Source organism: Exiguobacterium sp. N4-1P (assembly GCF_002214325.1).
Window position 1 is genome coordinate 51,956 of record NZ_CP022237.1, and the last position, 25,193, is coordinate 77,148.

Below are 25,193 nucleotides of genomic sequence, written 5' to 3' on the forward strand. Positions count from 1 at the left end.
AGGAAGTATACTAAAGAGTGTCAGAGATGACCACTCGGATAAGGAGGGATGATATGCCGGCACCGTTAGAATCAGGTCGTCAAACACCACCAAAGATTAAACCGCTCAATGATCGTAAAAAGCAATTAAGCCAAAATGCGATTGAGAACCGATCGCGCTTAAAAAAGCGTTTCTTGATTTGTATGTCAATCTTTCTCATCGTCCTTTCTCTCATGGGGTGGTCATACATCGAAAAGAAACAATTGATTGCTGAACAAAATCAATCGTTCCAGGTCGCTCAACAAGAGCAAACAAAAGCGAAAAAAGAGTCGGCACGCCTGAAAGAGGAAATCGAACGGCTGAACGATAAAGAATATGTTGCGAACTTAGCGAGAAGTGAGTTGTTGTACTCGAAAAAAGGCGAAACAATTTTCTATTTCTCACCTGAAGATTAACCGATGGTTGCCGATTGATTGAAAAAATATGTAATCACTCGTATAATAAGAAATGAATCAACTAAAAAGGAGCAATACAATTTATGTCGATTGAAGTAGGCAGCAAAGTGCAAGGGAAAGTTACAGGCATCACTAATTTCGGAGCGTTCGTAGAATTACCGACTGGGAAAACCGGTCTCGTTCACATCAGCGAAGTGGCAGATTCTTACGTTAAAGATATCAATGATGTCTTGACGGTTGGACAGGAAATCACAGTTAAAGTCTTGAGTGTAGAAAACGATGGTAAAATCGGTCTTTCAATCAAGAAGGCTGTTGACCGCCCTGAAGGCGAACGTCCTCGTCCTGCACGTCAATTCGACCGTGGCCCACGCCCGGCCGGTCAAGATCGCGGACCACGTCCGTTTGATAACAAAGGACCGCGCAGTGGCGGCGGTGGTGGAAATCGTGGAGGATTCAACAAAGGTGGTCGCGGAGCACCTGCTCCACGTAAAGAGCAAACGTTCGATACGTTGATGACGAGTTTCCTCAAAGACAGTGAAGATCGTCTTGCGACACTCAAACGCCAAACGGATTCAAAACGTGGCGGACGCGGTGCTAAACGTCAATAACTTGCTGACCTGTTCTTTATAAGAATAGAGATGGAATGACGCTGTTCATTCCATCTTTTATTTTTTTGAAATTATTTTTATAAAAAGCGTTGACTTTCATTTGACTCCACCGTATTATAGAAAATGTGCTTAAGACGCACAAGTTAAAAATATGGCGGTGTAGCTCAGCTGGCTAGAGCGTACGGTTCATACCCGTGAGGTCGTGGGTTCGACTCCCTCCGCCGCTACCATATTTTTTTGGCCCGTTGGTCAAGCGGTTAAGACACCGCCCTTTCACGGCGGTAACACGGGTTCGATTCCCGTACGGGTCATTCTTTAAAAGCTATCTCTATTATATAGAGGTGGCTTTTTTTAGTATAGTAGATTCGAAAAGGGGATGCGTACATCATGGAAACGATTGCTCCTGTTCCGAATGAACCGCTCATCGTCGGCGTATCCGGAGGCTGCGACTCGATGGTGCTCGCGCATCTGTTGCACGAGGCGAAGTTTGATCTTTTAATTGCCCATGTCCACCATGGTCTTCGTGCAGCATCGGATGAAGAAGCCGCGTTTGTCGAAAACTGGGCTTTTGAACGTAATCTCCCGTTCCGGACGACCCGTTTAGAATGGGGTGGACAACGGGTGAGTCAAGCCCGTTGTCGCGAGAAACGGTATCAGTTTTTTGAAGATTTAATGGAAGAGACGAACCGGAGTCACTTAGTCTTAGCACATCATCGTGATGATCAACTCGAGACGTTATTGATTCAGTTGTTGCGGGGTGAAGCGACAATCGACGGGATTCCGATTCATCGCCCGTTCGGTCCCGGTCAGTTGCATCGTCCGCTGGTGAACTGGACGAAACAGGAACTGACGGCTTATGCGACGCGTCAACAAATCGAGTGGCGTGAGGATGCGACAAATGCGGAAACGAAGTACTTAAGAAATCAAATCCGGCACGATATTTTACCAAGGCTCGCTCAAGTGCGCCCGGGGTTCGAAGAAGCGGCGGTCCGTGCCGCACGGCTTCGTCAAACGATACAGGACGAGCACTTAGCGTACGTCGAAGCATTAGTAGCGCGACATACGACGGAGGATGGGATAGTAATCGATGAGATCAACCAGCTGCCGACAGATTTGAGACGACTCGCTTTACAAGTGCTCTTACCGGATGTCCGGTTGACATCAGAGGATTTCGATCGCTTTTTAGCATGGCTCCGAGTAGATATGCCCTCGAGCGAAGTGTATTATGGAAACTGGAGGATTCGCCGCGCGTACGGATACTTGACCTGTATCGAGAAAGATACGACAGATTCTGCACTTGAATCGTTTCAAGTAGGGGCTGATTTGGGAACATACCGTTATGGTGAACGAGATGTGACGTTTTCATACGGGGATGCAGGGATTCCGTTAGCGGAAGTTACTTTCCCGCTGACGGTACGAAGTCAGTTGCCAGGGGACCGGATACAGCTAGAAATCGGAACGAAAAAAGTAAGCCGGATTCTAATTGATGCGAAAGTACCACGTTATCTTCGGGCAGAAGTTCCGGTCGTCGTCGACGCCACGGGTCAAGTTTTAGCGGTCGTCGGACATCGAATTGCAAAATTCGGGTCATTTGAACTCCTCGCACGGTCTTATTTAATGATAGAATGGTAATGTAGTGTTTAAAATGGAGGAGGAATACCTAGCATGACCTTAATGAATGATATGGAGAAAGTACTGATTTCGGAAGAAGAGATCCAACATAAAGTCGGTGAACTCGCGGGTGAACTGACAGCAGATTATGGTGATCGTTTTCCACTGCTCGTCTGTGTCTTAAAAGGCGCAATGCCGTTCATGTCTGATCTCGTCAAAAAGATGGACATGCACCTTGAGATGGATTTCATGGATGTTTCGACATACCACGGTGGAACGACATCGACAGGCGAAGTTAAAATCGAAAAGGATTTGAACACATCTGTAGAAGGACGTGACATCCTGATTGTCGAAGATATCATTGACAGTGGATTGACGCTTGGATACTTGGTTGATCTCTTCAAGTACCGTAAAGCAAAATCTGTCAAAATCGTGACATTGCTCGATAAGCCGTCAGGTCGCAAAAATGATCTTCACGCGGATTATAGTGGATTTGTGATTCCACACGAGTTTGTCGTCGGTTACGGTCTCGACTATGAAGAGAAATATCGTAACCTTCCATATGTTGGTGTGTTGAAGCCGGCAGTCTACGGTGGCTAATTATTTTTAATCTTGACTGTCACATGATAAGATGAAACCAATTACAAAGCGCGCTTTGCCGCGTCAGGATTCGTATCAGTTGATGAAGGTATGTCAGTTGGTGCGGAGAGGAGGCATAAGATGAACCGAGCAGTGAAGAATACCCTCGTGTTTGGGGTCATTTTTCTAGCTTTGATCTTGTTTCTGCAATACTTGCAGAGTCCAGTGAACAAAAGCAAAGAAATCAATTACACACAGTTTGTCGAGTCGGTTGAAAAAGGTGAAATTAAGACGGCTACCTTCCAGTACGAAGGACAGACGTATAATGTGACTGGTGATTTACGTGAAAAGGATTCGACGTATGAAACGGTTGTTCCAGCTGTTGATACGGAGTTAACGGATCTTTATACACAATTGCGCAGTCAAGGTGTCAATATGGACTTTAAAGCAGCAGAGACGAATGGCGGTTGGATCGCGTTACTGACGACGATCGTCCCGTTCATCATCATATTCATTCTCTTCTTCTTCTTAATTAATCAAGCACAAGGTGGCGGCGGCGGTGGCCGTGTGATGAACTTCGGTAAATCAAAAGCGCGCCTCTATGATACGGAGAAAAAGAAAATTACGTTTGAAGATGTCGCTGGTGCAGACGAAGAGAAGCAAGAACTCGTCGAAGTTGTCGAATTCTTGAAAGACCCACGTAAATTTGCACGTCTCGGTGCACGTATCCCTAAAGGGGTCCTTCTTGTCGGTCCTCCAGGTACAGGTAAAACGTTACTTGCACGTGCAGCAGCAGGTGAGGCTGGCGTTCCATTCTTCTCGATTTCAGGTTCTGACTTCGTTGAGATGTTCGTTGGTGTCGGGGCGTCACGTGTACGTGATCTCTTCGAAAATGCAAAGAAAAATGCACCGTGTATCATCTTCATCGATGAAATCGATGCAGTCGGTCGTCAACGTGGCGCAGGTCTCGGTGGCGGACATGATGAACGTGAACAAACATTGAACCAACTTCTCGTTGAGATGGACGGATTCAGTGAAAATGAAGGCATCATCATGATCGCAGCAACGAACCGCGCTGATATCTTGGACCCAGCCTTGCTTCGTCCAGGTCGTTTTGACCGTCAAATTACGGTTGAGCGTCCAGATGTCGTCGGTCGTGAAGCAGTTCTTAAGGTACATGCACGAAATAAACCACTCGACTCAACAGTCGATTTGAAAGCAATCGCACAGCGGACACCAGGATTCTCTGGTGCTGATCTTGAAAACCTGTTGAACGAAGCAGCACTCGTTGCAGCGCGTACCGACCGGGATAAGATTTCCATTGTCGATCTAGAAGAAGCGATTGACCGCGTTATCGCTGGACCAGCGAAGAAGAGCCGGATCATTTCGCCGAAAGAGAAAAAAATCGTTGCGTGGCATGAAGCAGGTCATACGATCATCGGTGTCACACTTGATGATGCGGATGAAGTGCATAAAGTAACAATCGTTCCTCGTGGGAATGCCGGCGGTTACGTCGTCATGCTTCCGAAAGAAGATCGTTACTTCATGACAAAACCAGAACTTGAAGATAAAATTACCGGATTGCTTGGTGGTCGTGTCGCGGAAGATATCGTCTTTGGTGAAGTATCGACTGGGGCAAGCAACGACTTCCAACGTGCGACAGGACTCGCCCGGAAGATGGTGATGGAGTTCGGGATGAGTGAAAAACTCGGACCGCTTCAGTTCGGTTCAGGTCAAGGCGGAAATGTCTTCTTAGGACGTGACTTCCAAAATGAACAAAACTATTCGGACGCGATTGCGCATGAGATTGATACAGAAATCCAAGCGATCATCAACCGCTGTTACCAAAAAGCGAAAACGATCTTAACGGAAAAACGTGATCAGCTTGATTTGATTGCGACAACGTTACTTGAAGTTGAAACGCTGGATCAAAAACAAATTCACCACCTCATTGAGACAGGTGAATACAAAAAGAACGAGCCAGAAGTGGTAGCTGAACAAACAGAAGACGAGAAAAAACCGGAATCGACGACTCCTGTCATCGATGAACCGACAGAATCTCCGACACAACGTGGTTCAGTCATCGACGAAGGTCAAAATGTGGATGTAGAAAAGCCTGATCAACCACGCCGTGATGATCAAATTTAATCGCTGACACAACGAGACAGGATCAGTACCCGCTATGCGGGTGCTGGTCCTGTTTTTATATGCCGTGATGCTTGCGCACTTCGGTAGGTGAAGCTTAGACGACGTGGTATAATCACAACGTATATTGCAGGTATCGTATAGAAAAGTGGGGAATCAGTCAAATGATCTTAGTAATTGATGTTGGAAATACGAATATCGTACTGGGTGTCTATGCTGGCGAGACATTGGTCGAGCATTGGCGGATCGCAACCGATCGGACACGGACGACCGATGAGTACGGGATGCTCGTCAAAGCCTTGTTCCGGGATGCAGAGTTAAACGTGGAAGAAATCGAGGGAATCGTGTTATCATCTGTCGTACCCCCCGTCGTGTTTCCACTGGAGAATATGTGCGTCCGTTATTTCAATCGACGCCCGTTCGTGATTGGACCAGGTATTAAAACCGGGCTCGACTTAAAAGTCGATAACCCAAGGGAAGTCGGGGCGGATCGAATCGTCAATGCGGTCGCCGCGACGGTCAAATATGATGGTCCATTGATCATCGTCGACTTTGGGACAGCAACGACCTATTGTTATATCGATTCACAAAAACGCTATTACGGTGGAATCATTTCACCGGGTGTCATGGTGTCGACTGAGGCACTCTATAACAAAGCAGCAAAACTGCCGCGCATTGAGATTGCGAAACCACAATCCGCGATTGGGCGGAATACGATTCATGCGATGCAGTCAGGGACGTATTTTGGATATGTCGCGCAAGTGGACGGTCTTGTCCACCGGATGAAAGAAGAAATGGGTGAAGCAAAAGTCATCGCGACTGGTGGGCTTGCCCGATTAATCAGCGAGGAATCCGCAACGATTGAAATCGTCGATCCATTTTTGACGCTTGACGGGTTGCGTATTATCTACGAACGAAATAAGTGAGGGAATAAATAATGAAACGTGAAGAATTATTAGCACAACTAAAAGATGATTATTTAGTACGGGCGCTCGGTTTTAACGGCGAAGTCCGTGCATTTGCAATCCGTTCGACAAAGTCGGTGTATGAAGCACAGCTCCGGCACCAAACGACTCCGGTCGTCACGGCGGCGCTTGGCCGGACGCTGACAATCGGTGCGATGATGGGAACGATGCAAAAAGGCGACACACGTGTGACCCTGAAAGTTGAAGGGGACGGTCCGATCGGAAAAATCATCGTCGATGCCGATGCAAAAGGAACGGTCCGTGGATACGTCAGCCATCCACGTGTCGAAATGGATACGTACGTCAATGCAGACGGTCTGACGAAATTAAAAGTCGGCGATGCAGTCGGTCGCGGAAATATTTCCGTTATCAAAGATTTAGGACTTCGTGACTTCGTCGGAGGGCAATCACCGATCCAAACCGGTGAAATCAGTGAAGACTTTACGTATTACTTCGCAGTCTCAGAACAAAGTCCATCTGTCGTCGGTGCAGGTGTGCTCGTTTATCCGGAAGATGAGTCGGTCATCGCAGCAGGTGGGTTAATCGTGCAATTGATGCCAGGTGCATCGGAAGAAACGATTGCCGCACTCGAAGCACGAGTGGCCGCATTAAAACCAATCTCGATTCTTGTCGGAGAAGAAAAAACACCGGAAGAAATGCTTGAACTCGTCCTCGGTGAATCATACGAAGTCCTCGATACAGTGCCGGTTACGTTTGGTTGCACATGTGATCGCGAAAAGCTCGCGACAGCCATCGTGGCGCTCGGACCTGACGAGATTCAATCGATGATTGATGAAGATGGTGGAGCAGAGGCAGTTTGTCATTTCTGTTCAGAACACTATCAGTATGGCGTCGAAGAATTACAATCACTTCGTGAAAAATCGCTCGAACGAGCATAAGAGGGTCTGAAAATGGGAAATGTAAACTCTAAGTACTTGTGGATGTTGATTTTCATCTTACTGTTGACGAACTTTTTAACGGGAGCATATGCCTTCATGGGAGAACTACCGAAAGTTGATTCTCCGAAGATCGTCCAAGAAAGTATCGGTGGACCGCTTGAAGACGTCGTCGCGACAGTCGGAGACGAAGACATCACACGAGCGGATGTCTATCAAGTAATGCGTAAAGAACACGAACAAGATACACTCGATCGTTTGATTCAAGAAGCGGTAGAACGTCAATCCAAAAATGGAACGAAACCTACCGTGGAGCGCTTTGATTGACAGATTTCATCCAGTCCATTGATAATTGATTTATCGGATTACTTGGAATTAAAGGTTTTTCATTATGAGGAGGAATGGTCATGCGTATTGCAAATTCAGTACTAGATTTAGTCGGCCGCACGCCGATCGTCAAATTGAACCATCTGACAGGACCAGAGGATGCAGATGTCTACTTGAAACTGGAGTACATGAATCCCGGGTCAAGTGTCAAAGACCGGATTGCGCTGTCGATGATTGAAGCGGCAGAGGATGCTGGGAAACTGAAAGCGGGCGATACGATCATCGAACCAACGAGTGGCAACACCGGGATTGGTCTAGCGATGGTCGCAGCAGCGAAAGGATACCGGGCCATTCTCGTCATGCCAGAAACAATGAGCATGGAACGTCGAACTCTTCTTCGTGCGTACGGCGCGGAGTTGATTTTAACACCTGGTCCGGAAGGAATGAAGGGTGCAATCGCGCGAGCGACGGCGGAAGCAGAGGAACATGGTCATTTCATGCCGCAACAATTCAACAACGGAGCGAACCCCGTCGTCCACGAACAGACGACAGGACCTGAAATCGTTGAAGCGTTCGAAGGACTATCACTGGATGCCTTCATCGCCGGAATCGGAACAGGTGGGACGATCACGGGTGCTGGTAAAGTATTACGCGACGCCTTCCCGGGAATCGAAATCATCGCTGTCGAACCAACGGATTCACCTGTTCTTTCGGGTGGTAAACCGGGTCCGCACAAGCTCCAAGGAATTGGTGCTGGATTCGTACCCTCGATTCTCGATACACACATCTATGACGGTGTCGAACAAATCACGACGGAAGAAGCATTTGATCATGCGCGCCGTGCCGCGAAATCAAACGGAGTTCTCGGTGGGATTTCTTCAGGTGCTGCAATCGCTGCAGCTCTTAAAACGGCCAAACGTCTTGGAAAAGGCAAAAATGTGTTAGCGATCATTCCTTCGAATGGAGAACGTTACCTCAGTACGCCACTCTATCAAGTCGAGGAAGAAGAAGGTTCGAAACTATAATTTTTTTCAGGCACACGGAAGTCATTCGACTCCCGCGTGCCTTTTTTTTGCGTATAATGAGGACAGAATACGTACAGAGGTGGGGGACGCAAGTGCGACAGACGAGATATGTAGCATTTACATGGACGAAGGAACAATTTTATAACCGTTATGTGGAGCGGACAAAAGAACAAACCGGTCATATCTGGCTCGAAAGTGGTCGTATCGGTTCCTATACGATGGCTGGTGTGCACCCGGTCGGGCAGTTACGCACGAAATCCGGACAAACGACGATTACAACACGTGATGGTGTCGAAGAACGAACAGATTCTCCGTTTTCATTAATTGAAGAAGTACGCGCGCGTCATGCATCGGCTCGTCCGGACGGGATGCCTGCATTTTTCGGTGGACTGGCAGGCTACGTCAGTTATGACGCTGTCCGGTATTTAGAGCGATTACCGGACGAAGCGGAGGACGATTTAGAAACAGCAGATATTTCGTTGTATTGGTACGATGAAGTCGCCGTGTATGACGAACAGGCAGGTCAGTTATTCGTTGCCGTGACGCGTGATACGGTCGAGGCAGCGGAAGCAGCACTTGAAACTGAAGTACTTGCTTGGAAAGTGGAGAGTCCTGCGCCAGTCTTTCGCCCGGTTTTGAATGAACGGTTAGAACGGGGTCGGTCGTTCGAACAAGCCGACTTTGTCGAGGCGGCAGACCGCGTCAAACGTTATATTGAAGCGGGTGACGTCTTTCAAGTCAATCTTGCGGTTCGTCAACATGAACGTCTCTTAACATCGCCGGCTCATGTCTATGACGTGTTGCGGCAGGTGAACCCGTCGCCGTACATGGGCTACTTCGTCGATGAAGAGTTGACGCTCGTCTCAGCGTCACCCGAGTTGCTCGTCGAAAAAATTGGAGACGATCTCGCGACGCGTCCGATTGCTGGGACACGTCCGCGCGGGAAGGATGAAGCGGAAGACTTAGCGCTTGCGAAGACGCTGCTCGATAATGAAAAAGAGCGGGCGGAACACGTCATGCTCGTTGATTTAGAACGCAACGATTTAGGACGGGTCAGCCGGTATGGGTCCGTTCATGTCGATGAATTGATGGTGATCGAAAAATATTCTCATGTCCAACATATCGTCTCGAATGTCCGTGGGAAAGTAGCGGAACACCAAGGTGCGAGCGATGTTCTCGCAGCGATGTTCCCCGGTGGGACGATCACCGGTGCACCAAAAATCCGGACGATGGAGATCATCGAGGAGTTAGAACCGGTCCGGCGTGGTATTTATACAGGGTCACTCGGATTTATCAGTTGGGCGGACGATGCGATCTTCAACATCTTGATTCGGACGCTCGTCGCCAAAGATGGCGTCGCTTATATTCAGGCGGGAGCAGGAATCGTCACCGATTCTAGTTCAGTGAGCGAATATGAAGAATCACTAAGTAAGGCAAAGGCACTTTGGGTCGCAAAAGAAATGGCGGAGGGAACGACATGATTGTATTGATTGATAACTATGACTCATTTACGTACAACTTAGTCCAATACTTTGGGGAGCTCGGGCAAGAGATCCAGGTGTTTCGGAATGATGCGATTACACTCGAGGAGATTGAACAACTCAAACCCGATCACCTAGTGATTTCGCCAGGACCTTGTACTCCGAACGAGGCGGGCATCAGCCTTGTTGCGATCGAATACTTCGCAGGCAAGTTGCCTATCCTTGGTGTCTGCCTCGGTCATCAAGCAATCGGACAAGTCTTCGGCGGACAAGTCGTCCGGGCACAAGACTTAATGCACGGAAAAGTTTCGTTATTGTCTCACGACGCGACCGGGATGTTTGAAGGCATCGCTCAAGATACACCAGTGACACGGTACCATTCGCTTGTCGTCGAGCGGGAGACCTTTCCGGATGCCCTGGAAGTGACAGCAGAAGCAGGGGGAGAAATCATGGCCCTGCGACATCGCGAGTTACCGATCGTCGGTGTCCAGTTTCATCCGGAAGCAATCTTGACCCGAGACGGGAAACGGATGTTAAAAAACTTTTTGGAGTTGAATCGATATGTATCTTTGGCATGATGGACAGGTAGTAAAAGAAGAAGACGTTCGGATTTCACCATTTGACCATGGTTATTTATATGGAATGGGGATTTTTGAGACATTTCGTACGTATGCAGGACATCCATTTTTATTTGATGATCATATTAAACGGCTACAGATGAGTTGTGCCGCGATTGGAATCGTCATCCCCTATACGCGGGATGAACTGTTAGTTGCGATTGAGACCTTATACCGTGCCCATGCGACGACTGATTTATACATCCGCTTAAATGTCTCGGCTGGTCCCCGTGATATCGGACTCTCCGTTGAGCGGTATGACACGCCGACGGTCGTGATTTATGCGAGACCGATTGGTGCGCGACAAGCGACGGAGCGGGCGCTTGAAACGGTCCGGTTGCCACGCAGTACACCGGAAACGGCGTATCGCTTAAAGTCGCATCACTACATGAACAATCTAGTTGCGAAACGCCAACTGTTTAATCCGGAAGCGGAAGGGCTCTTCTTGACGAAGGAAGGATTCATTTGTGAAGGCATCACTTCGAACATTTTTTGGCGTTATGGGGAGAAGTGGTATACACCGTCGCTTGAGACGGGTGCCTTGAATGGGATCACCCGCCAGTTCTTGATGGAGCAACTTATGGTCGAAGAACGCCTTGCTTTATTGCCACAGTTGATGGAGGCAGACGAAATTCTCTACACGAATTCCGTTCAAGAAGCAGTCGCCGTTTCATCACTTGACGGACGAACGTTCCCGGGTCAATCGGGAAGCGGCTATCAACGTGTGCGTCAGCTATTCGATGAGGCCGTCGAGACGCGGTGGTCGAGGAGGGAAAAACGTTGACAAAAATCATGGGAATTTTAAATGTGACGCCGGATTCGTTTTCAGATGGTGGACAATACGTTGATGTCGAACTCGCTGTTCGTCATGCTAGGCAACTTGTTGCGGACGGTGCAGATGCAATCGATGTTGGTGGAGAATCGACGCGACCGGGTGCGACATTTGTTTCAGCAGCAGATGAAATCGACCGCGTTGTTCCAGTGATTCGTCGCTTGAAGCGTGAGCTCGATGTCTTGATTTCGATTGATACGTATAAACCGGAAGTCGCTGAAGCCGCTGTCCGTGCCGGTGCAGATCTCATCAATGACGTCTGGGGTTCGAAATGGGGGGATCGTTCAATGGTAACGGTCGCCGCCCGGCACGAAGTCCCAATCATCCTGATGCATAATCGGACGGAACCACACGGAACAGACGTCTTAGCTGAAGTCCGCGCCGACCTTGAAGAATCAATCCGATTAGCGAAACAGGCGGGTGTCTCGGAAAATCGGATTTGGCTCGATCCAGGGATTGGTTTCATGAAAACGTATGAAGAGAATTTATTTTTGATGCGTCACCTCGCGATCGCGACAGATTTCGGATACCCCGTCCTGCTCGGGACGTCGAGAAAGTCACTCATCGGATTGACGCTCGGACTCCCGGCGGCGGAACGGGTGGAAGGGACGATTGCGACCGTCTGTTACGGCATCCAACAAGGTTGCGAGTGGATGCGTGTCCATGACGTGAAAGAAATCAAGCGGGCCGCTCTGATGATGGACGCGATGCTTGCAGCAGAATTACCGAAGGGGGAATGAAGATGGATCGCATACACGTTTCAGGGATGCGTTTTTATGGTTATCATGGAGTGTTCGCAGAAGAAACGAAGTTAGGACAGCGCTTTAATGTGGATTTATCCATCGGACTTGATTTATCACGCGCCGGCGAGACGGACGATTTACGGGAAAGTGTCAATTATGCGGAACTCTATGAAGCGACGAAACATGTCGTCGAAGGGGAGGCCGTTCAGTTGGTCGAGGCGCTCGCGGACCGAATCGTCCGACACGTCTTTTTGCTCGATCCACGAATTTTGGAAGCGACCGTCAAAGTCATCAAACCTGATCCACCGATCGCAGGGCACTATGAGCATGTCGCGGTAGAAATCAATCGGGTTCGGGGGGATTATGCATGAACCGTGCTTACATCGCCCTTGGGTCGAACATCGGGGATAAGGCCGGGCACTTACATGCTGCAATTGAAGCGATGACGGCGTACCCGGAGATTCAAGCGATTCGCCCGTCCTCGATTTATGAGACCGTTCCTGTCGGTTACCTCGATCAAGATTTATTCTACAACATGGTCGTCGAACTTGAGACGAGTTGGTCCGCGGAGGTGTTGCTCGAGCACTTGCAGGGCATCGAACGCCAAGAAGGACGGAAGCGATTGTTCAAGAATGGACCGAGAACGTTAGACCTTGACATCATCCTTTATAATACAGATGATATACATTCAGAAGGATTAACGGTGCCGCATCCACGGATGCAAGAGCGGGCATTTGTCCTCGCGCCGTTGCAGGAATTGAATCCGCAATATGAGGTACCGCATTTAAAGAGGACGGTCGAGGAACTCTACGCGCAACTACCGGAAACGGAACGAGCGGGCGTCAGACGAATCGTGAAGGAATAGAGGGTATTGAAGAAGAGAGGAAGAGCGCTACATGTCAGGTTTTAAGATTGGTGACGTCGAACTGAACAATCGTGTCATCCTCGCACCGATGGCGGGCGTCTGCAATCCTGCGTTTCGTTTGATTGCAAAAGAATTCGGGGCAGGACTCGTCTGTGCGGAAATGGTCAGCGATAAAGGGATTTTGTATGAAAATGAACGGACGTTAGAGATGCTGTATGTCGACGAACGCGAAAAGCCGCTCAGTCTGCAGATTTACGGCGGATCGAAGGAGACACTCGTAAAGGCGGCACAGTATGTCGATGCCAACACGAATGCGGATATCATTGACATCAACATGGGATGCCCGGTTCCAAAAGTCACGAAATGTGATGCCGGTGCAAAATGGTTGCTTGATCCCGATAAAGTATATGAAATGGTTCATGCTGTATCGCAAGCGGTCGAGAAGCCCGTCACGGTCAAGATGCGGACAGGCTGGGACAGTCATCATATTTATTGTGTCGATAATGTCCGGGCAGCGGAAGCGGGTGGAGCAAAGGCGGTTGCTATTCACGGGCGGACCCGTTCGCAAAAGTATGAGGGCGTTGCGGACTGGAACATCATCGGGGAAGCAAAACGGGCAGTGCAGATTCCGATCATCGGAAACGGTGATGTGCAAACGCCGCAAGACGCGCAACGGATGATTGATGAAATCGGTGTAGATGGTGTGATGATTGGTCGGGCGGCGCTCGGCAATCCATGGATGCTCTATCAGACCATCCAGTATCTCGAATCCGGGACGTTACCAGCCGAGCCGACACCACGTGAAAAGATTGATATTTGCTTGTTGCATGCGGCACGACTCGTTGCACTGAAGGGTGAGAAACTAGCCGTTCGTGAAATGCGTACCCACGTCGCGTGGTATCTCAAAGGATTAAGTGGGAACGGGCAAGTCCGAAAAGCCTTATTCGATATTGATACCCATGCCGGTCTTCAAGAGTTGTTACGTCAGTATGTCGAAACCTTGGAAACAACCGTAGTACATGCGTGACAGGTAAAGTATAGTCGGCATTACCCGTTTTATGGTACGCTAATTGCATTAAAGATGAGCGAATCGGTTTTTTTCAAGGTGCTGTCGGTCATGCCGGCAGCTTTTTGATGCAGAATGATGAAGACCGTCGTGAACAATTTTTAGAAGGAGTGAATACAGTGAGTCAGGACATGGAAATGAATGATCAAATGCAGGTGCGTCTCGGTAAGATGAACGCGATGCGTGAGCAAGGACTCGACCCGTTCGGTGCTCGTTTTGAACGGTCAACGGATACAGCAAGCATTCGTTCAGCTTACGGCGAGAACGAAAAAGAGGAATTAGCTGAATTAAAACCGGAAGTAACGATTGCGGGACGTGTCATGACAACACGCCGTAAAGGGAAAGTTGGATTTACGAACGTTCAGGATGTGACAGGTCAAATTCAGTTATATGTCCGGAAAGACGATGTCGGAGAAGCAGCGTATGAAATTTACAAGACATGTGATTTAGGTGATATCATCGGAATCAGTGGTTATGTCTTTAAAACGAACGTCGGCGAGTTATCAGTCCATGTCACGTCGTTTACATTGTTGACGAAAGCACTTCGTCCGCTTCCAGATAAATATCATGGATTAAAAGATGTAGAACAACGGTACCGTCAACGTTACCTCGATCTCATTACAAATACGGAATCACGGGAGACATTCATCGCCCGAAGCAAAGTAATTCGAGGCATCCGTCAATACCTCGATAGTCTCGGCTACTTGGAAGTCGAAACACCGATGTTACACACAATCGCAGGTGGAGCATCTGCCCGTCCGTTCATCACGCACCACAATGCTCTTGATATGACGCTTTACATGCGAATCGCGATTGAGTTGCACCTAAAACGTCTTATCGTCGGTGGACTCGAAAAAGTATATGAAATTGGTCGTGTCTTCCGAAATGAAGGAATTTCAACACGCCATAACCCAGAGTTCACGATGATTGAGTTGTATGAGGCATATGCGGACTATGAAGATATCATGGATTTAACAGAAAACCTGATTGCTCACGTCGCTCAAGAAGTACTTGGGACAACAAAAGTTACGTATGGCGAAGACGTCATCGATTTAACGGTTGGTTGGAAACGTGCCCATATGGCAGATCTCGTTAAAGAAGCGACAGGAATCAATTTCTTTGATGATATTTCGAAAGAGCGGGCCCACGAACTTGCCCATGAACACGGAATCGAAGTTCAGTCACATATGTCGACGGGGCATATCTTAAATGAATTCTTCGAACAAAAAATCGAGGAGACACTCGTTCAACCGACTTTCGTTTATGGTCACCCAGTTGAAATTTCACCACTCGCGAAGAAAAACCCAGAAGATCCACGCTTTACGGATCGTTTCGAATTATTCATCGTGCGTCGTGAACATGCGAATGCCTTCACGGAGTTAAACGATCCAATCGACCAACGTGAACGTTTCGAAGCACAGCTTGTTGAAAAGGAAGCTGGAAATGATGAGGCACACGAGATGGATAATGATTTCATCGAAGCATTGGAATACGGAATGCCGCCAACAGGTGGACTTGGAATCGGAATCGATCGCCTTGTCATGTTGCTAACAAACGCACCATCGATTCGTGACGTTCTCTTATTCCCAACGATGCGCCACCAACAAAACTAACAAACACGTTTGCTCCCTTTCTTCTATATATAGTAGAGAGGGAGCTTTATTATGAAAAATGAAGGCTCGAAAAGACATGATGAATTGGAATCAATCAGCAATAAAACGGGTAAATAATCTTTTTAAATGTTTTTCTAATAAAATGCTTGTACAATCGAAAAAGCCATGGTATATTATTTCTTGTGCCGCAAATGGTTGTGACACACCGAAAAAAATATCAAAAAAAGTTGTTGACAATTGTGTTGATAACTTGGTAAGATATTAAAGTCGCTGAAAACGACACGACGAACTTTGAAAACTGAACGATGAGGCAAAAAACGTATCTTCGGATACAAACAATGAATGAAGCGCAAGCTTCGTCAACGTGACTCTTAGTCACAAAAACGAGCAAGTCAAACACTTTATGGAGAGTTTGATCCTGGCTCAGGACGAACGCTGGCGGCGTGCCTAATACATGCAAGTCGAGCGCAGGAAGCTCACGGAACTCTTCGGAGGGAAGTGAGTGGAATGAGCGGCGGACGGGTGAGTAACACGTAAGGAACCTGCCTCAAGGATTGGGATAACTCCGAGAAATCGGAGCTAATACCGGATAGTTCTTCGGACCGCATGGTCCGATGATGAAAGGCGCATTTCCCTTTGAGTAATCAAGAAAGACCCCTCAGAGACGATGAGGTAGATAGGTCACGGGTGGAAGCATGGTGACATGCGGAGCTGAGTGATACTAATCGGTCGAGGCCTTGTTCTAGCAGATGATTGTTGATGACTTCAGTTTTGAGGGCGCGAGCCCTGTCGTCTGGTGACGATAGCCAAGTGGTCACACCCGTTCCCATGCCGAACACGGAAGTTAAGCACTTGAACGCCGAAAGTAGTTGGGGGCTTCCCCCTGTGAGGATAGGACGTTGCCAGGCAATTGAAAAGGACCGATCTGCATCTTGCAGGTCGGTCTTTTTGTGTATGTTCATTTAGAGTTAAATTATTTGCAATTCACTTTTAAGATGATTACTATTAAATCAAACAATAGTCAAAGATGGTCAGAGAGGTGGTGCCCATGCAAAACATCACAGATATCATCGAAGCCTATTTAAAACAAATCTTAAATGATGAAACAAAAGTTGAAATCAAACGTCAAGAAATTGCCCAGCGTTTTGATTGTGTCCCTTCCCAAATCAATTATGTCATCAACACACGTTTTACAGTCGAAAAAGGCTATTTTGTCGAAAGTAAGCGTGGTGGTGGAGGGTATATCCGGATTCAGAAAATCGTTTTGCTAGATAGTCACGATCTCTTAGACGAGATGAGTGCCTGGGTCGGTGATCAATTAACCGAACAGGCTGCTGAAGATTATTTGATTCGATTAATGAATGAACAATTATTAACGCGACGTGAAGCGATTATCATCCAAGCGTTGTTACGAAAAGAAAGTCTACCGATGGATGTAGAAGATCAACACCGGATGCGAGCGCATCTGATGCAATCACTTCTCCAAACCATCAAGCGATTGTAGCATTGGAGGAATGCCATATGCGATGTCAACGTTGTTTAGAGCGCGAGGCAATCGTACGTGTCAAACTTCCACAAGAAACGGAAGGAGCAGAGCGTGTTTTATGTTCTGTATGTGTCCGAGAGCTTGCGCGCGAGTATCAAGGTACAACGTGTCCTTCTTGTGGTATGACACGACAACAGTTGTTGCATTTGAGAAAAGTTGGTTGTGCGACGTGTTACACCGTATTTAAGGATGAAGTCGATGGAATGGTCCGTCAATTCCAGCATGGCCACTCCAAACATTATGGATCACGCCCTGATGAAGAATCAGTCGAAAAGCGTTTGAAGCAACAGTTAAGCCGGTTAAAAGAACAACTCAATCGGAAGGTCTTGTCAGAAGATTACGAAGAAGCTGAACTGATTAAACAACAGATTGTTAGCGTCGAGGAGGATTTGCGCCATGTTTAAAGAATTATTGACGCATCCTTTAAGTGAAAAAATGAATCAACAAGCCCCTTATGATGACATCGTCGTCTCGACACGGATTCGTTTAGCTCGAAATGCGATGCAATATCCGTTCTCGACGATGCTGTCGGAAAAAGAGGCGAATGAACTGATTGATGAAACGGAACGCCAGTTGAGTGGACTAAAAGGATTCCGATTTGGACGGGTCGACCAGGCGGATGCGCTGACACGGACTGCTTTAGTGGAAAAACACTTAATCAGTCCCGCACTTGCATCCCATCCACGGACGGGATTGTTCATTAGTGAAGATGAACAGATTAGCGTCATGGTGAATGAAGAAGATCATTTCCGGATTCAAACATTGTTTCCGGGTCTACAACTCGAAGAAGCTTTTCGGATCGCGAAACAAGTCGATCAATTGATTAGTGAACGTTTTAAGATTGCCTTTGATGATGCACTCGGTTATTTGACAACCTGTCCGAGCAATGTCGGGACGGGACTTCGCGCTTCTGTCATGCTGCATCTACCTGGACTTGTCTTGACGAATCAAATTCAAGGATACGTCAAGCACTTGAGACAGCTTGGTTTTGCGATTCGTGGCCGGTATGGTGAAGGCAGCGACGCCTCTGGGCGGATGTTTCAACTGTCGAATCAACGGACTCTTGGAGCGAGTGAAGATATGCTGATTACGGATTATCTTTTTGCTGTTGAAGCATTAATTGAGGCAGAACAGGCCGCAAGAAAAGGATTAATGGAGATGTATCAAGAAGAACTAGAAGACCGGTTATACCGGTCGTATGGCATTTTAACATCCGCCCGTTTAATTACGGCACGAGAAGCAACGGAACGTCTATCCGATGTTCGCTTAGCAGATGGGCTAGGATTAGCTGTCAATCTCGCACCGAATGTGTTTCATCATTTACTTGTATCCTTACAAACAGGTTTTCTACAAAAGCATTTCGGGAATCAATTAACAACAAGAGAACGGGACATCGAGCGAGCGAATGTGATTCGTCAGATGTTAACCGAACAGAAACACAGGGATCACACACAAGGAGGTTTTGCGTAATGATGTTTGGACGATTCACAGAACGTGCCCAACGCGTACTCGCACTTGCACAGGAAGAAGCAGTACGACTCGGACACCATAATATCGGGACAGAACATATTTTACTCGGGCTTGTACGTGAAGGAGACGGGATTGCTGCGAAAGCTTTAACAGCACTCGGACTCAGTTCAGATAAAATTCAAATGGAAGTCGAAGCATTGATCGGTCGTGGACAAGATGGTGCGACGACGATTCACTATACGCCGCGCGCAAAAAAAGTCATCGAACTTTCAATGGATGAAGCACGTAAGCTCGGTCATTCGTATGTCGGCACGGAGCACCTCTTACTCGGCTTGATTCGTGAAGGTGAAGGTGTTGCGGCACGCGTCTTAAACAACCTTGGAATCAGTCTTTCTAAAGCACGTCAGCAAGTATTGCAACTGCTTGGGAACAGCGAAACGACAGCTAACGCATCACAAGCAGGCTCAGGCGTCGCGACGCCAACGCTAGATGGCTTGGCACGCGACTTGACGCAACAAGCACGTGAGACACGTCTCGACCCAGTCATCGGACGCGCAAAAGAAATTCAACGTGTCATCGAAGTCTTGAGTCGTCGGACGAAAAACAACCCGGTTTTGATTGGGGAGCCAGGTGTTGGTAAAACAGCTGTCGTCGAAGGACTCGCTCAACAAATCATCAACAATGAAGTGCCGGAAACGTTACGGAATAAACGCGTCATGGTTCTCGACATGGGGACGCTCGTCGCCGGGACGAAATACCGTGGTGAGTTCGAAGACCGTTTGAAAAAGGTCATGGATGAAATCCGTCAAGCTGGAAACATCATTCTCTTCATCGACGAATTGCACACATTGATTGGTGCAGGTGGAGCAGAAGGCGCAATCGATGCGTCAAACATTTTAAAACCATCACTCGCGCGCGGTGAACTCCAATGTATCGGTGCGACGACACTTGACGAATACCGCAAATATATCGAAAAAGATGCAGCGCTTGAGCGTCGTTTCCAACCAATTCAAGTCGCTGAACCAACAGCGAACGAAGCAACACAAATCTTGTTTGGTCTTCGTGACCGTTATGAAGCCCACCACCGTGTCACGATCACGGATGAAGCGATTCAAGAAGCGGTGACGCTTTCTGACCGTTACATCTCAGACCGTTTCCTACCGGATAAAGCAATCGACTTGATTGACGAAGCAGCTTCAAAAGTTCGTCTTCGTTCATATACAGCACCACCGAACTTAAAAGAAGTCGAAGCAAAACTTGAAGGCATCCGAAAAGATAAAGACGAAGCCGTCCAAAGCCAAGAATTCGAAAAAGCAGCAAGCTTACGCGACACAGAGCAAAAACTTCGCGATGAGCTCGAGCGCTTAAAAGAAGAATGGCAGAACAAACAAGGCAATGAGAAGCTTGAAGTCACAAAAGATGATATCGCGCAGGTCGTCGCGAGCTGGACGGGCGTACCCGTAACGAAAATCGCTGAAGAAGAAACCGATCGTTTGCTCCGTCTCGAAGAAATTCTTCATAGTCGGGTCATCGGTCAAAATGAAGCGGTCAAATCAATCTCAAAAGCAATCCGTCGCGCACGTGCCGGACTCAAAGATCCTAAACGTCCAATCGGTTCATTCATCTTCCTCGGTCCAACGGGTGTCGGTAAAACAGAGCTTGCCCGTGCCGTCGCAGAATCGATGTTTGGTGACGAGGATGCCATCATCCGAATCGACATGTCAGAATACATGGAGAAACATGCAACAAGCCGACTCGTCGGTTCACCTCCTGGATATGTCGGATATGAAGAAGGCGGTCAATTGACTGAAAAAGTACGCCGTAAACCGTACTCCGTCATCTTGCTTGATGAAATTGAAAAAGCTCACCCTGAAGTCTTCAACATCTTGCTTCAAGTGCTCGATGATGGACGTCTTACGGATTCAAAAGGCCGGACAGTCGATTTCCGTAATACGATCATCGTCATGACGTCGAACGTCGGTGCAAGTGCCCTCAAACGGAATAAATACGTCGGGTTCACAGTGTCGGACGATACGGACCGCGAATACAAAGACATGAAGGGGAAAGTGATGGACGAACTGAAGAAAGCCTTCCGTCCTGAGTTCTTGAACCGGATTGACGAAACGATCGTCTTCCACTCACTTGAGAAAAAACACATCGAAGAAATCGTCAAACTCATGGCGAAGACTCTCGAAAAACGCCTTGCGGAACAACAGGTTCACTTTGAATTGACACCTGCCGCGCTTTCGAAGATTGCCGACATCGGATACGACCCAGAATACGGAGCTCGCCCAATCCGTCGTGCACTTCAACGAGAAGCTGAGGATCGTTTGTCGGAAGCATTGCTTGCGGGAGACATTCAAAAAGGAGAACGTGTTGCACTTGATGTAGAAAACGATGAATTCATCGTCCGCCGCCACCAAGTGGAACCGGCAACGACAGAATAAGTGATCAACAGGGTCCAGCTTTCGCAAGTACGAAGCGAAAGCTGGGCTTTTTCTTGGATAGAGAAAGGATGAACAGAGTGGCTAAAATGAAGACGAAATTTGTTTGCCAAAGCTGTGGGACGGAGTCACCGAAATGGATGGGACGCTGCTCCGGCTGTGGGGAATGGAATACGATGGTCGAAGAAGTCGTCGAGGAGAAGAAAGCACGACGCGGTTCCGCTTTTGTCCATACGACGACGAAACAATTGAAACCGGAACGTCTCGCAAATATCGTCTCACAAGAAGAAAGTCGTGTCTTCACGGGGAGTAGTGAATTTGACCGTGTGCTCGGCGGCGGGATTGTGCCCGGATCGATGGTCCTCGTCGGAGGTGACCCGGGGATTGGGAAATCGACGATTCTGTTACAGACAAGTGCGCGCCTTGCACAACGCGGCGAAAAAGTCCTCTATATCTCAGGTGAGGAATCGCTCAAACAGACAAAACTCCGCGCTGAACGGCTCGGTTTACCGACTCAAGACTTATTCGTGCTCAGTGAAACGGACATGAATATGATTGAGCGGGTCGTCGACGAAGAAAAACCAGGCTTTTTAATCATCGACTCGATTCAAACGGTCTATATCGATGAAATTCAGTCTGCCCCTGGTAGCGTCACGCAAGTACGTGAATGTACGGCGATGCTGATGAAAATCGCGAAGAGTCGCGGCATTGCCATCTTTATCGTCGGTCACGTCACGAAACAAGGTTCGATTGCCGGACCTCGTTTGCTCGAACACATGGTCGATGCCGTCCTGTACTTCGAAGGGGAACGTCACCATACGTTCCGGATCCTCCGTGCCGTCAAAAACCGGTTTGGTTCGACGAACGAGATTGGAATCTTTGAAATGCGGGAGTCTGGTTTAGAAGAAGTCTTGAATCCATCGGAAATCTTCCTCGAGGAGCGGACGTCCGGTGTATCGGGTTCGACAATCGTTGCTTCGATGGAGGGGACACGGACTGTTCTCGTTGAGTTACAAGCCCTGATTTCACCGACATCATTCGGTAATCCACGCCGTATGGCAACAGGGATTGACCAAAACAAGGTGGCCTTGCTGATGGCAGTGCTTGAGAAACGATCTGGTTTACTGCTCCAGACACAAGATGCCTATTTGAAAGCAGCTGGTGGCGTCAAGCTCGATGAACCGGCGATTGACCTCGCCGTCTGTGTCGCGATTGCCTCGAGTTTTCGCGACAAGCCGACACGTCCGACAGATGTCGTCATTGGTGAAGTAGGTTTGACGGGAGAAGTCCGGCGCGTCTCACGGATTGAGCAACGCGTCGCAGAAGCTGCGAAGCTCGGATTCACACGAGCCATCATTCCGAAAAACAATCTCGGGGGATGGACCTATCCGGACGGCATCACGGTCATCGGTGTCGAAAGTGTTGACGAAGCGTTACGCGAAACCATCCCGTTTTAAACGCCTGAAATGTAGGAAAAGATGGGGAGGCTGTAATGGATATGTAAACAGTTTCCCCACCTTAAGGCGTAGGTGATTCAAATAAATACATGTTACAATGAACTTAAAATAATAGAAGGAGGTGGGAAGATTGAAAATCATCATTCGAATCTTTTTCGCGTTACTCGGTCTTGCGCTTGGTGTCTTGTTATTGCCCCAGTTATTTCAATTAATTGAAGCGGCGACAGGGATGACTTTCCCGGAATGGTTGATGACGACATACGTAACCGGAACGATTGGTGCACTCATATTTTTATTAATTGGATTATTCATTACGGATGCGGTTATTCGACTTCTCCGATTTTTAGAAGAAAAACTAGTAAAGGCGCCCGCTGCAGATTTATTCTTTGGAACATTTGGCCTCTTGCTAGGTCTCGTGATGGCATTTCTCGTCAGCATGTTGATCGAACTTGTCGGGATTCCGCTGCTTAGTAATGTCTTAACCATTTTCGCGACTGCCTTATTCGGATACCTCGGCTTTACGGTCGGATATCGCAAACGGCATGAGTTGACGAAAATCTTTTTACGGTCAAACAGTAGTAACTCGGATAAAAAGTCGACACCGGAACCCGTTGTTGTCGCAAAATCAAACAGTAAAGTACTCGATACGAGTGTTATCATCGATGGACGGATCACAGATATCGCGAAGACCGGATTTGTTGAAGGGAAACTGATCGTTCCGCAGTTCGTGATTGGGGAACTTCAATACATTGCCGATTCATCGGATACATTAAAACGAAATCGTGGACGCCGGGGGCTTGACGTCTTAAAAGAACTCCAATCAATCCCTGGAATGGAAGTCGAAATTTATGATGGTGACTTCGAGGATGTACCAGAAGTCGACATCAAACTGATTAAGCTGGCAGAGTTGATGAAAGGAATTGTCGTTACGAACGATTACAACTTGAATAAAGTGTGTGAAGTCCGGAACGTACCCGTCTTGAACATCAATGATTTAGCAAATGCCGTCAAGCAAGTTGTGATTCCGGGTGAAGAGATGATGGTGCTTGTCATCAAAGAAGGAAAAGAGCAAAAGCAAGGGATTGCCTACCTCGAAGATGGCACGATGGTCGTCGTCGAAGGTGGTAAACACTTGATTTCGAAAACGATTGGTGTTGTCGTGACGAGTGTCCTTCAGACGTCTGCTGGACGGATGATTTTTGCGAAGCCACAAGAAAAATAAGGGACTGCCACAACTGTGGCAGTCTTTACTTATGAGAAAAGAGGGAATGCAGTGATAGAACAGACATACCGCGTCGTCATTCCGGCAGCTGGTGCCGGAAAAAGAATGGGCGCAGATCGTAATAAACTGATGCTGCTGTTACGGGACCGTTCAATCATTGAGTGGACACTCGATGTGTTTGAAGCCGATCCCTTATGTGAAGAAATCATTCTTGCCATCAATCCGGCGGAACAAGTCTGGTTTGAGCAAGTGACGGACCGATACGCAACGCCTGTACGCCTTGTTGCCGGAGGACGGGAACGGCAAGAAAGTGTCTTACGCGGACTGGAAGTCATCGAAGCACCCGGTATCGTGTTGATTCATGACGGCGCCCGGCCATTCATCGAACAGACAGCGATTCATGCCGTCGTCGCGGCGGCAGTCGAGCACAAAGCAGCGATTCTCGCCGTCCCGGTCAAAGATACGGTCAAACGGATCATCGGAGAGACGATCGTCGAAACGGTTCCGCGTGACGAACTGATGGCAGCTCAAACACCGCAAGCCTTCGATCTCGACACGATCCGAACTGTCCATCAAAAAGCAGCAGAACACTATTTAGGTACAGATGATGCAAGTTTGATAGAATGGGACGGAGGAAAGGTGACGCTCGTCACCGGTCAGTATGAAAATATTAAAGTGACGACACCGGATGATTTATGGTTTGGTGAAGCGATCTTAATGAAACGAGGGAAATAACAATGATTCGAATTGGACAAGGTTTTGATGTACATGCATTCGCAGAAGATCGGAAACTCATTTTAGGTGGGATTGAAATCCCACATACGAAAGGATTACTCGGTCACTCGGATGCGGACGTCTTGCTCCATACGATTGCGGATGCAGCACTCGGAGCGATTGCAGAAGGGGATATCGGCAAACATTTTCCGGACACCGATCCTGAGTTCAAAGATGCGGACTCTGCTAAACTGCTCGAACATGTCTATGCACTCGTCAAGCGTAAAGGATATGAATTGAGTAACTTAGACGCGACCGTCATCGCGCAAGCGCCTAAATTACGCCCGTACATCGATACGATGCGTGCGCGGATTGCGGAACTGCTTGAAGCGGACATCGAGCAGATCAATGTCAAAGCGACGACAACGGAATGGCTCGGGTTTACAGGGCGTGAAGAAGGAATTGCGTGCCAAGCTGTGATTCTGCTGAAACGAATCGAAGAATAAGGTATACTAATTAAGCGAATTTGAGAC

At 47.9% G+C, this 25,193-nt stretch carries 25 protein-coding genes, 2 tRNA genes, 1 rRNA gene and 1 other annotated feature; all 28 genes read left to right on the forward strand.

What is annotated here, in order from left to right:
• The first annotated feature begins 53 nt into the window (after positions 1 to 53).
• The 28 genes from A0126_RS15830 to ispF all read left to right on the forward strand — a co-directional run bounded on the left by A0126_RS15830 (position 54) and on the right by ispF (position 25,166).
• The gene (locus A0126_RS15830; protein ID WP_088835978.1) at positions 54 to 434 is read left to right on the forward strand and encodes an FtsB family cell division protein; all 381 of its coding nucleotides are present in this window, start codon (positions 54 to 56) and stop codon (positions 432 to 434) included.
• Between the two features lie 83 nt (positions 435 to 517).
• A complete protein-coding gene (locus A0126_RS15835; RefSeq protein WP_088835979.1) occupies positions 518 to 1,042 on the forward strand; it encodes a S1 domain-containing RNA-binding protein in 525 nt (174 codons plus the stop codon).
• Positions 1,043 to 1,195: 153 nt separating this feature from the next.
• Positions 1,196 to 1,272: transfer RNA gene (locus tag A0126_RS15840), tRNA-Met, on the forward strand.
• A gap of 9 nt (positions 1,273 to 1,281) precedes the next feature.
• Positions 1,282 to 1,353 (forward strand) — tRNA-Glu (locus A0126_RS15845).
• Positions 1,354 to 1,429: 76 nt separating this feature from the next.
• Positions 1,430 to 2,674 (forward strand): tRNA lysidine(34) synthetase TilS, encoded by a 1,245-nt coding sequence (gene tilS / locus A0126_RS15850; protein WP_088835980.1) that lies wholly within the window; start codon positions 1,430 to 1,432, stop codon positions 2,672 to 2,674.
• 33 nt (positions 2,675 to 2,707) lie between these two features.
• Positions 2,708 to 3,253, forward strand: a complete 546-nt coding sequence (hpt, locus tag A0126_RS15855) for a hypoxanthine phosphoribosyltransferase (RefSeq protein ID WP_012368964.1) — start codon at positions 2,708 to 2,710, stop codon at positions 3,251 to 3,253.
• Between the two features lie 120 nt (positions 3,254 to 3,373).
• Positions 3,374 to 5,380: an ATP-dependent zinc metalloprotease FtsH gene (gene ftsH / locus A0126_RS15860; protein ID WP_088835981.1), complete on the forward strand. Its 2,007-nt coding sequence runs from the start codon at positions 3,374 to 3,376 to the stop codon at positions 5,378 to 5,380.
• Positions 5,381 to 5,541: 161 nt separating this feature from the next.
• Entirely contained in the window at positions 5,542 to 6,303 is a 762-nt protein-coding gene (locus tag A0126_RS15865; RefSeq protein WP_088835982.1) for a type III pantothenate kinase, read from the forward strand.
• Positions 6,304 to 6,314: 11 nt separating this feature from the next.
• Entirely contained in the window at positions 6,315 to 7,241 is a 927-nt protein-coding gene (gene hslO / locus A0126_RS15870; protein WP_029332221.1) for an Hsp33 family molecular chaperone HslO, read from the forward strand.
• Positions 7,242 to 7,253: 12 nt separating this feature from the next.
• On the forward strand, positions 7,254 to 7,565 hold the full coding sequence (locus A0126_RS15875; protein WP_029332222.1) for a SurA N-terminal domain-containing protein: 312 nt from the start codon (positions 7,254 to 7,256) through the stop codon (positions 7,563 to 7,565).
• Between the two features lie 80 nt (positions 7,566 to 7,645).
• Entirely contained in the window at positions 7,646 to 8,590 is a 945-nt protein-coding gene (gene cysK, locus A0126_RS15880) for a cysteine synthase A (RefSeq protein WP_088835983.1), read from the forward strand.
• Positions 8,591 to 8,682: 92 nt separating this feature from the next.
• Positions 8,683 to 10,071 carry an anthranilate synthase component I family protein gene (locus A0126_RS15885; RefSeq protein ID WP_088835984.1) on the forward strand — a complete coding sequence of 463 codons (1,389 nt, stop codon included), beginning with the start codon at positions 8,683 to 8,685 and terminating at the stop codon, positions 10,069 to 10,071.
• Positions 10,068 to 10,649, forward strand: coding sequence for an anthranilate synthase component II (locus A0126_RS15890; protein ID WP_088835985.1), 582 nt, complete (start codon positions 10,068 to 10,070; stop codon positions 10,647 to 10,649). Before A0126_RS15885 ends, A0126_RS15890 begins: the two co-directional genes overlap by 4 nt.
• Positions 10,633 to 11,472, forward strand: a complete 840-nt coding sequence (gene pabC / locus A0126_RS15895) for an aminodeoxychorismate lyase (RefSeq protein WP_088835986.1) — start codon at positions 10,633 to 10,635, stop codon at positions 11,470 to 11,472. Before A0126_RS15890 ends, pabC begins: the two co-directional genes overlap by 17 nt.
• Positions 11,469 to 12,260 (forward strand): dihydropteroate synthase, encoded by a 792-nt coding sequence (gene folP, locus A0126_RS15900; RefSeq protein WP_088835987.1) that lies wholly within the window; start codon positions 11,469 to 11,471, stop codon positions 12,258 to 12,260. The genes pabC and folP overlap by 4 nt, the downstream gene beginning before the upstream one ends.
• Positions 12,261 to 12,262: 2 nt before the next feature.
• On the forward strand, positions 12,263 to 12,634 hold the full coding sequence (gene folB, locus A0126_RS15905; protein WP_088835988.1) for a dihydroneopterin aldolase: 372 nt from the start codon (positions 12,263 to 12,265) through the stop codon (positions 12,632 to 12,634).
• The gene (gene folK, locus A0126_RS15910) at positions 12,631 to 13,128 is read left to right on the forward strand and encodes a 2-amino-4-hydroxy-6-hydroxymethyldihydropteridine diphosphokinase (protein ID WP_088835989.1); all 498 of its coding nucleotides are present in this window, start codon (positions 12,631 to 12,633) and stop codon (positions 13,126 to 13,128) included. Before folB ends, folK begins: the two co-directional genes overlap by 4 nt.
• 31 nt (positions 13,129 to 13,159) lie before the next feature.
• Positions 13,160 to 14,155 carry a tRNA dihydrouridine synthase DusB gene (dusB, locus tag A0126_RS15915; protein ID WP_088835990.1) on the forward strand — a complete coding sequence of 332 codons (996 nt, stop codon included), beginning with the start codon at positions 13,160 to 13,162 and terminating at the stop codon, positions 14,153 to 14,155.
• A gap of 170 nt (positions 14,156 to 14,325) precedes the next feature.
• Positions 14,326 to 15,807: a lysine--tRNA ligase gene (gene lysS / locus A0126_RS15920; RefSeq protein ID WP_157898521.1), complete on the forward strand. Its 1,482-nt coding sequence runs from the start codon at positions 14,326 to 14,328 to the stop codon at positions 15,805 to 15,807.
• 440 nt (positions 15,808 to 16,247) lie between these two features.
• Positions 16,248 to 16,544, forward strand: a sequence feature (most likely nonfunctional fraction of RNA operon).
• 55 nt (positions 16,545 to 16,599) lie between these two features.
• Positions 16,600 to 16,715, forward strand: a 5S ribosomal RNA gene (rrf, locus tag A0126_RS15925).
• 140 nt (positions 16,716 to 16,855) lie between these two features.
• Positions 16,856 to 17,311, forward strand: coding sequence for a CtsR family transcriptional regulator (locus A0126_RS15930; protein WP_088835991.1), 456 nt, complete (start codon positions 16,856 to 16,858; stop codon positions 17,309 to 17,311).
• Between the two features lie 17 nt (positions 17,312 to 17,328).
• Positions 17,329 to 17,757, forward strand: a complete 429-nt coding sequence (locus A0126_RS15935; RefSeq protein WP_088835992.1) for a hypothetical protein — start codon at positions 17,329 to 17,331, stop codon at positions 17,755 to 17,757.
• Entirely contained in the window at positions 17,750 to 18,823 is a 1,074-nt protein-coding gene (locus A0126_RS15940; protein ID WP_088835993.1) for a protein arginine kinase, read from the forward strand. Before A0126_RS15935 ends, A0126_RS15940 begins: the two co-directional genes overlap by 8 nt.
• A complete protein-coding gene (clpC, locus tag A0126_RS15945) occupies positions 18,823 to 21,270 on the forward strand; it encodes an ATP-dependent protease ATP-binding subunit ClpC (RefSeq protein ID WP_088835994.1) in 2,448 nt (815 codons plus the stop codon). The genes A0126_RS15940 and clpC overlap by 1 nt, the downstream gene beginning before the upstream one ends.
• Before the next feature lie 77 nt (positions 21,271 to 21,347).
• Positions 21,348 to 22,724 carry a DNA repair protein RadA gene (gene radA / locus A0126_RS15950; protein WP_029332236.1) on the forward strand — a complete coding sequence of 459 codons (1,377 nt, stop codon included), beginning with the start codon at positions 21,348 to 21,350 and terminating at the stop codon, positions 22,722 to 22,724.
• 130 nt (positions 22,725 to 22,854) lie between these two features.
• Positions 22,855 to 23,946, forward strand: coding sequence for a PIN/TRAM domain-containing protein (locus tag A0126_RS15955; RefSeq protein ID WP_088835995.1), 1,092 nt, complete (start codon positions 22,855 to 22,857; stop codon positions 23,944 to 23,946).
• Between the two features lie 51 nt (positions 23,947 to 23,997).
• Positions 23,998 to 24,681, forward strand: coding sequence for a 2-C-methyl-D-erythritol 4-phosphate cytidylyltransferase (ispD, locus tag A0126_RS15960; protein ID WP_088835996.1), 684 nt, complete (start codon positions 23,998 to 24,000; stop codon positions 24,679 to 24,681).
• 2 nt (positions 24,682 to 24,683) lie between these two features.
• A complete protein-coding gene (gene ispF / locus A0126_RS15965) occupies positions 24,684 to 25,166 on the forward strand; it encodes a 2-C-methyl-D-erythritol 2,4-cyclodiphosphate synthase (RefSeq protein WP_029332239.1) in 483 nt (160 codons plus the stop codon).
• Positions 25,167 to 25,193 lie beyond the last annotated feature (27 nt).

Coding starts and splice junctions, on each gene's coding strand:
- hpt (WP_012368964.1), top strand. CDS start 2,708: ATGACCTTAATGAATGATATGGAGAAAGTACTGATTTCGGAAGAAGAG.
- hslO (WP_029332221.1), top strand. CDS start 6,315: ATGAAACGTGAAGAATTATTAGCACAACTAAAAGATGATTATTTAGTA.
- clpC (WP_088835994.1), top strand. CDS start 18,823: ATGATGTTTGGACGATTCACAGAACGTGCCCAACGCGTACTCGCACTT.
- dusB (WP_088835990.1), top strand. CDS start 13,160: ATGTCAGGTTTTAAGATTGGTGACGTCGAACTGAACAATCGTGTCATC.
- tilS (WP_088835980.1), top strand. CDS start 1,430: ATGGAAACGATTGCTCCTGTTCCGAATGAACCGCTCATCGTCGGCGTA.
- A0126_RS15930 (WP_088835991.1), top strand. CDS start 16,856: ATGCAAAACATCACAGATATCATCGAAGCCTATTTAAAACAAATCTTA.
- A0126_RS15890 (WP_088835985.1), top strand. CDS start 10,068: ATGATTGTATTGATTGATAACTATGACTCATTTACGTACAACTTAGTC.
- A0126_RS15940 (WP_088835993.1), top strand. CDS start 17,750: ATGTTTAAAGAATTATTGACGCATCCTTTAAGTGAAAAAATGAATCAA.
- A0126_RS15835 (WP_088835979.1), top strand. CDS start 518: ATGTCGATTGAAGTAGGCAGCAAAGTGCAAGGGAAAGTTACAGGCATC.
- A0126_RS15830 (WP_088835978.1), top strand. CDS start 54: ATGCCGGCACCGTTAGAATCAGGTCGTCAAACACCACCAAAGATTAAA.
- folB (WP_088835988.1), top strand. CDS start 12,263: ATGGATCGCATACACGTTTCAGGGATGCGTTTTTATGGTTATCATGGA.
- A0126_RS15935 (WP_088835992.1), top strand. CDS start 17,329: ATGCGATGTCAACGTTGTTTAGAGCGCGAGGCAATCGTACGTGTCAAA.
- ftsH (WP_088835981.1), top strand. CDS start 3,374: ATGAACCGAGCAGTGAAGAATACCCTCGTGTTTGGGGTCATTTTTCTA.
- cysK (WP_088835983.1), top strand. CDS start 7,646: ATGCGTATTGCAAATTCAGTACTAGATTTAGTCGGCCGCACGCCGATC.
- lysS (WP_157898521.1), top strand. CDS start 14,326: ATGGAAATGAATGATCAAATGCAGGTGCGTCTCGGTAAGATGAACGCG.
- pabC (WP_088835986.1), top strand. CDS start 10,633: ATGTATCTTTGGCATGATGGACAGGTAGTAAAAGAAGAAGACGTTCGG.
- A0126_RS15865 (WP_088835982.1), top strand. CDS start 5,542: ATGATCTTAGTAATTGATGTTGGAAATACGAATATCGTACTGGGTGTC.
- A0126_RS15875 (WP_029332222.1), top strand. CDS start 7,254: ATGGGAAATGTAAACTCTAAGTACTTGTGGATGTTGATTTTCATCTTA.
- ispF (WP_029332239.1), top strand. CDS start 24,684: ATGATTCGAATTGGACAAGGTTTTGATGTACATGCATTCGCAGAAGAT.
- folK (WP_088835989.1), top strand. CDS start 12,631: ATGAACCGTGCTTACATCGCCCTTGGGTCGAACATCGGGGATAAGGCC.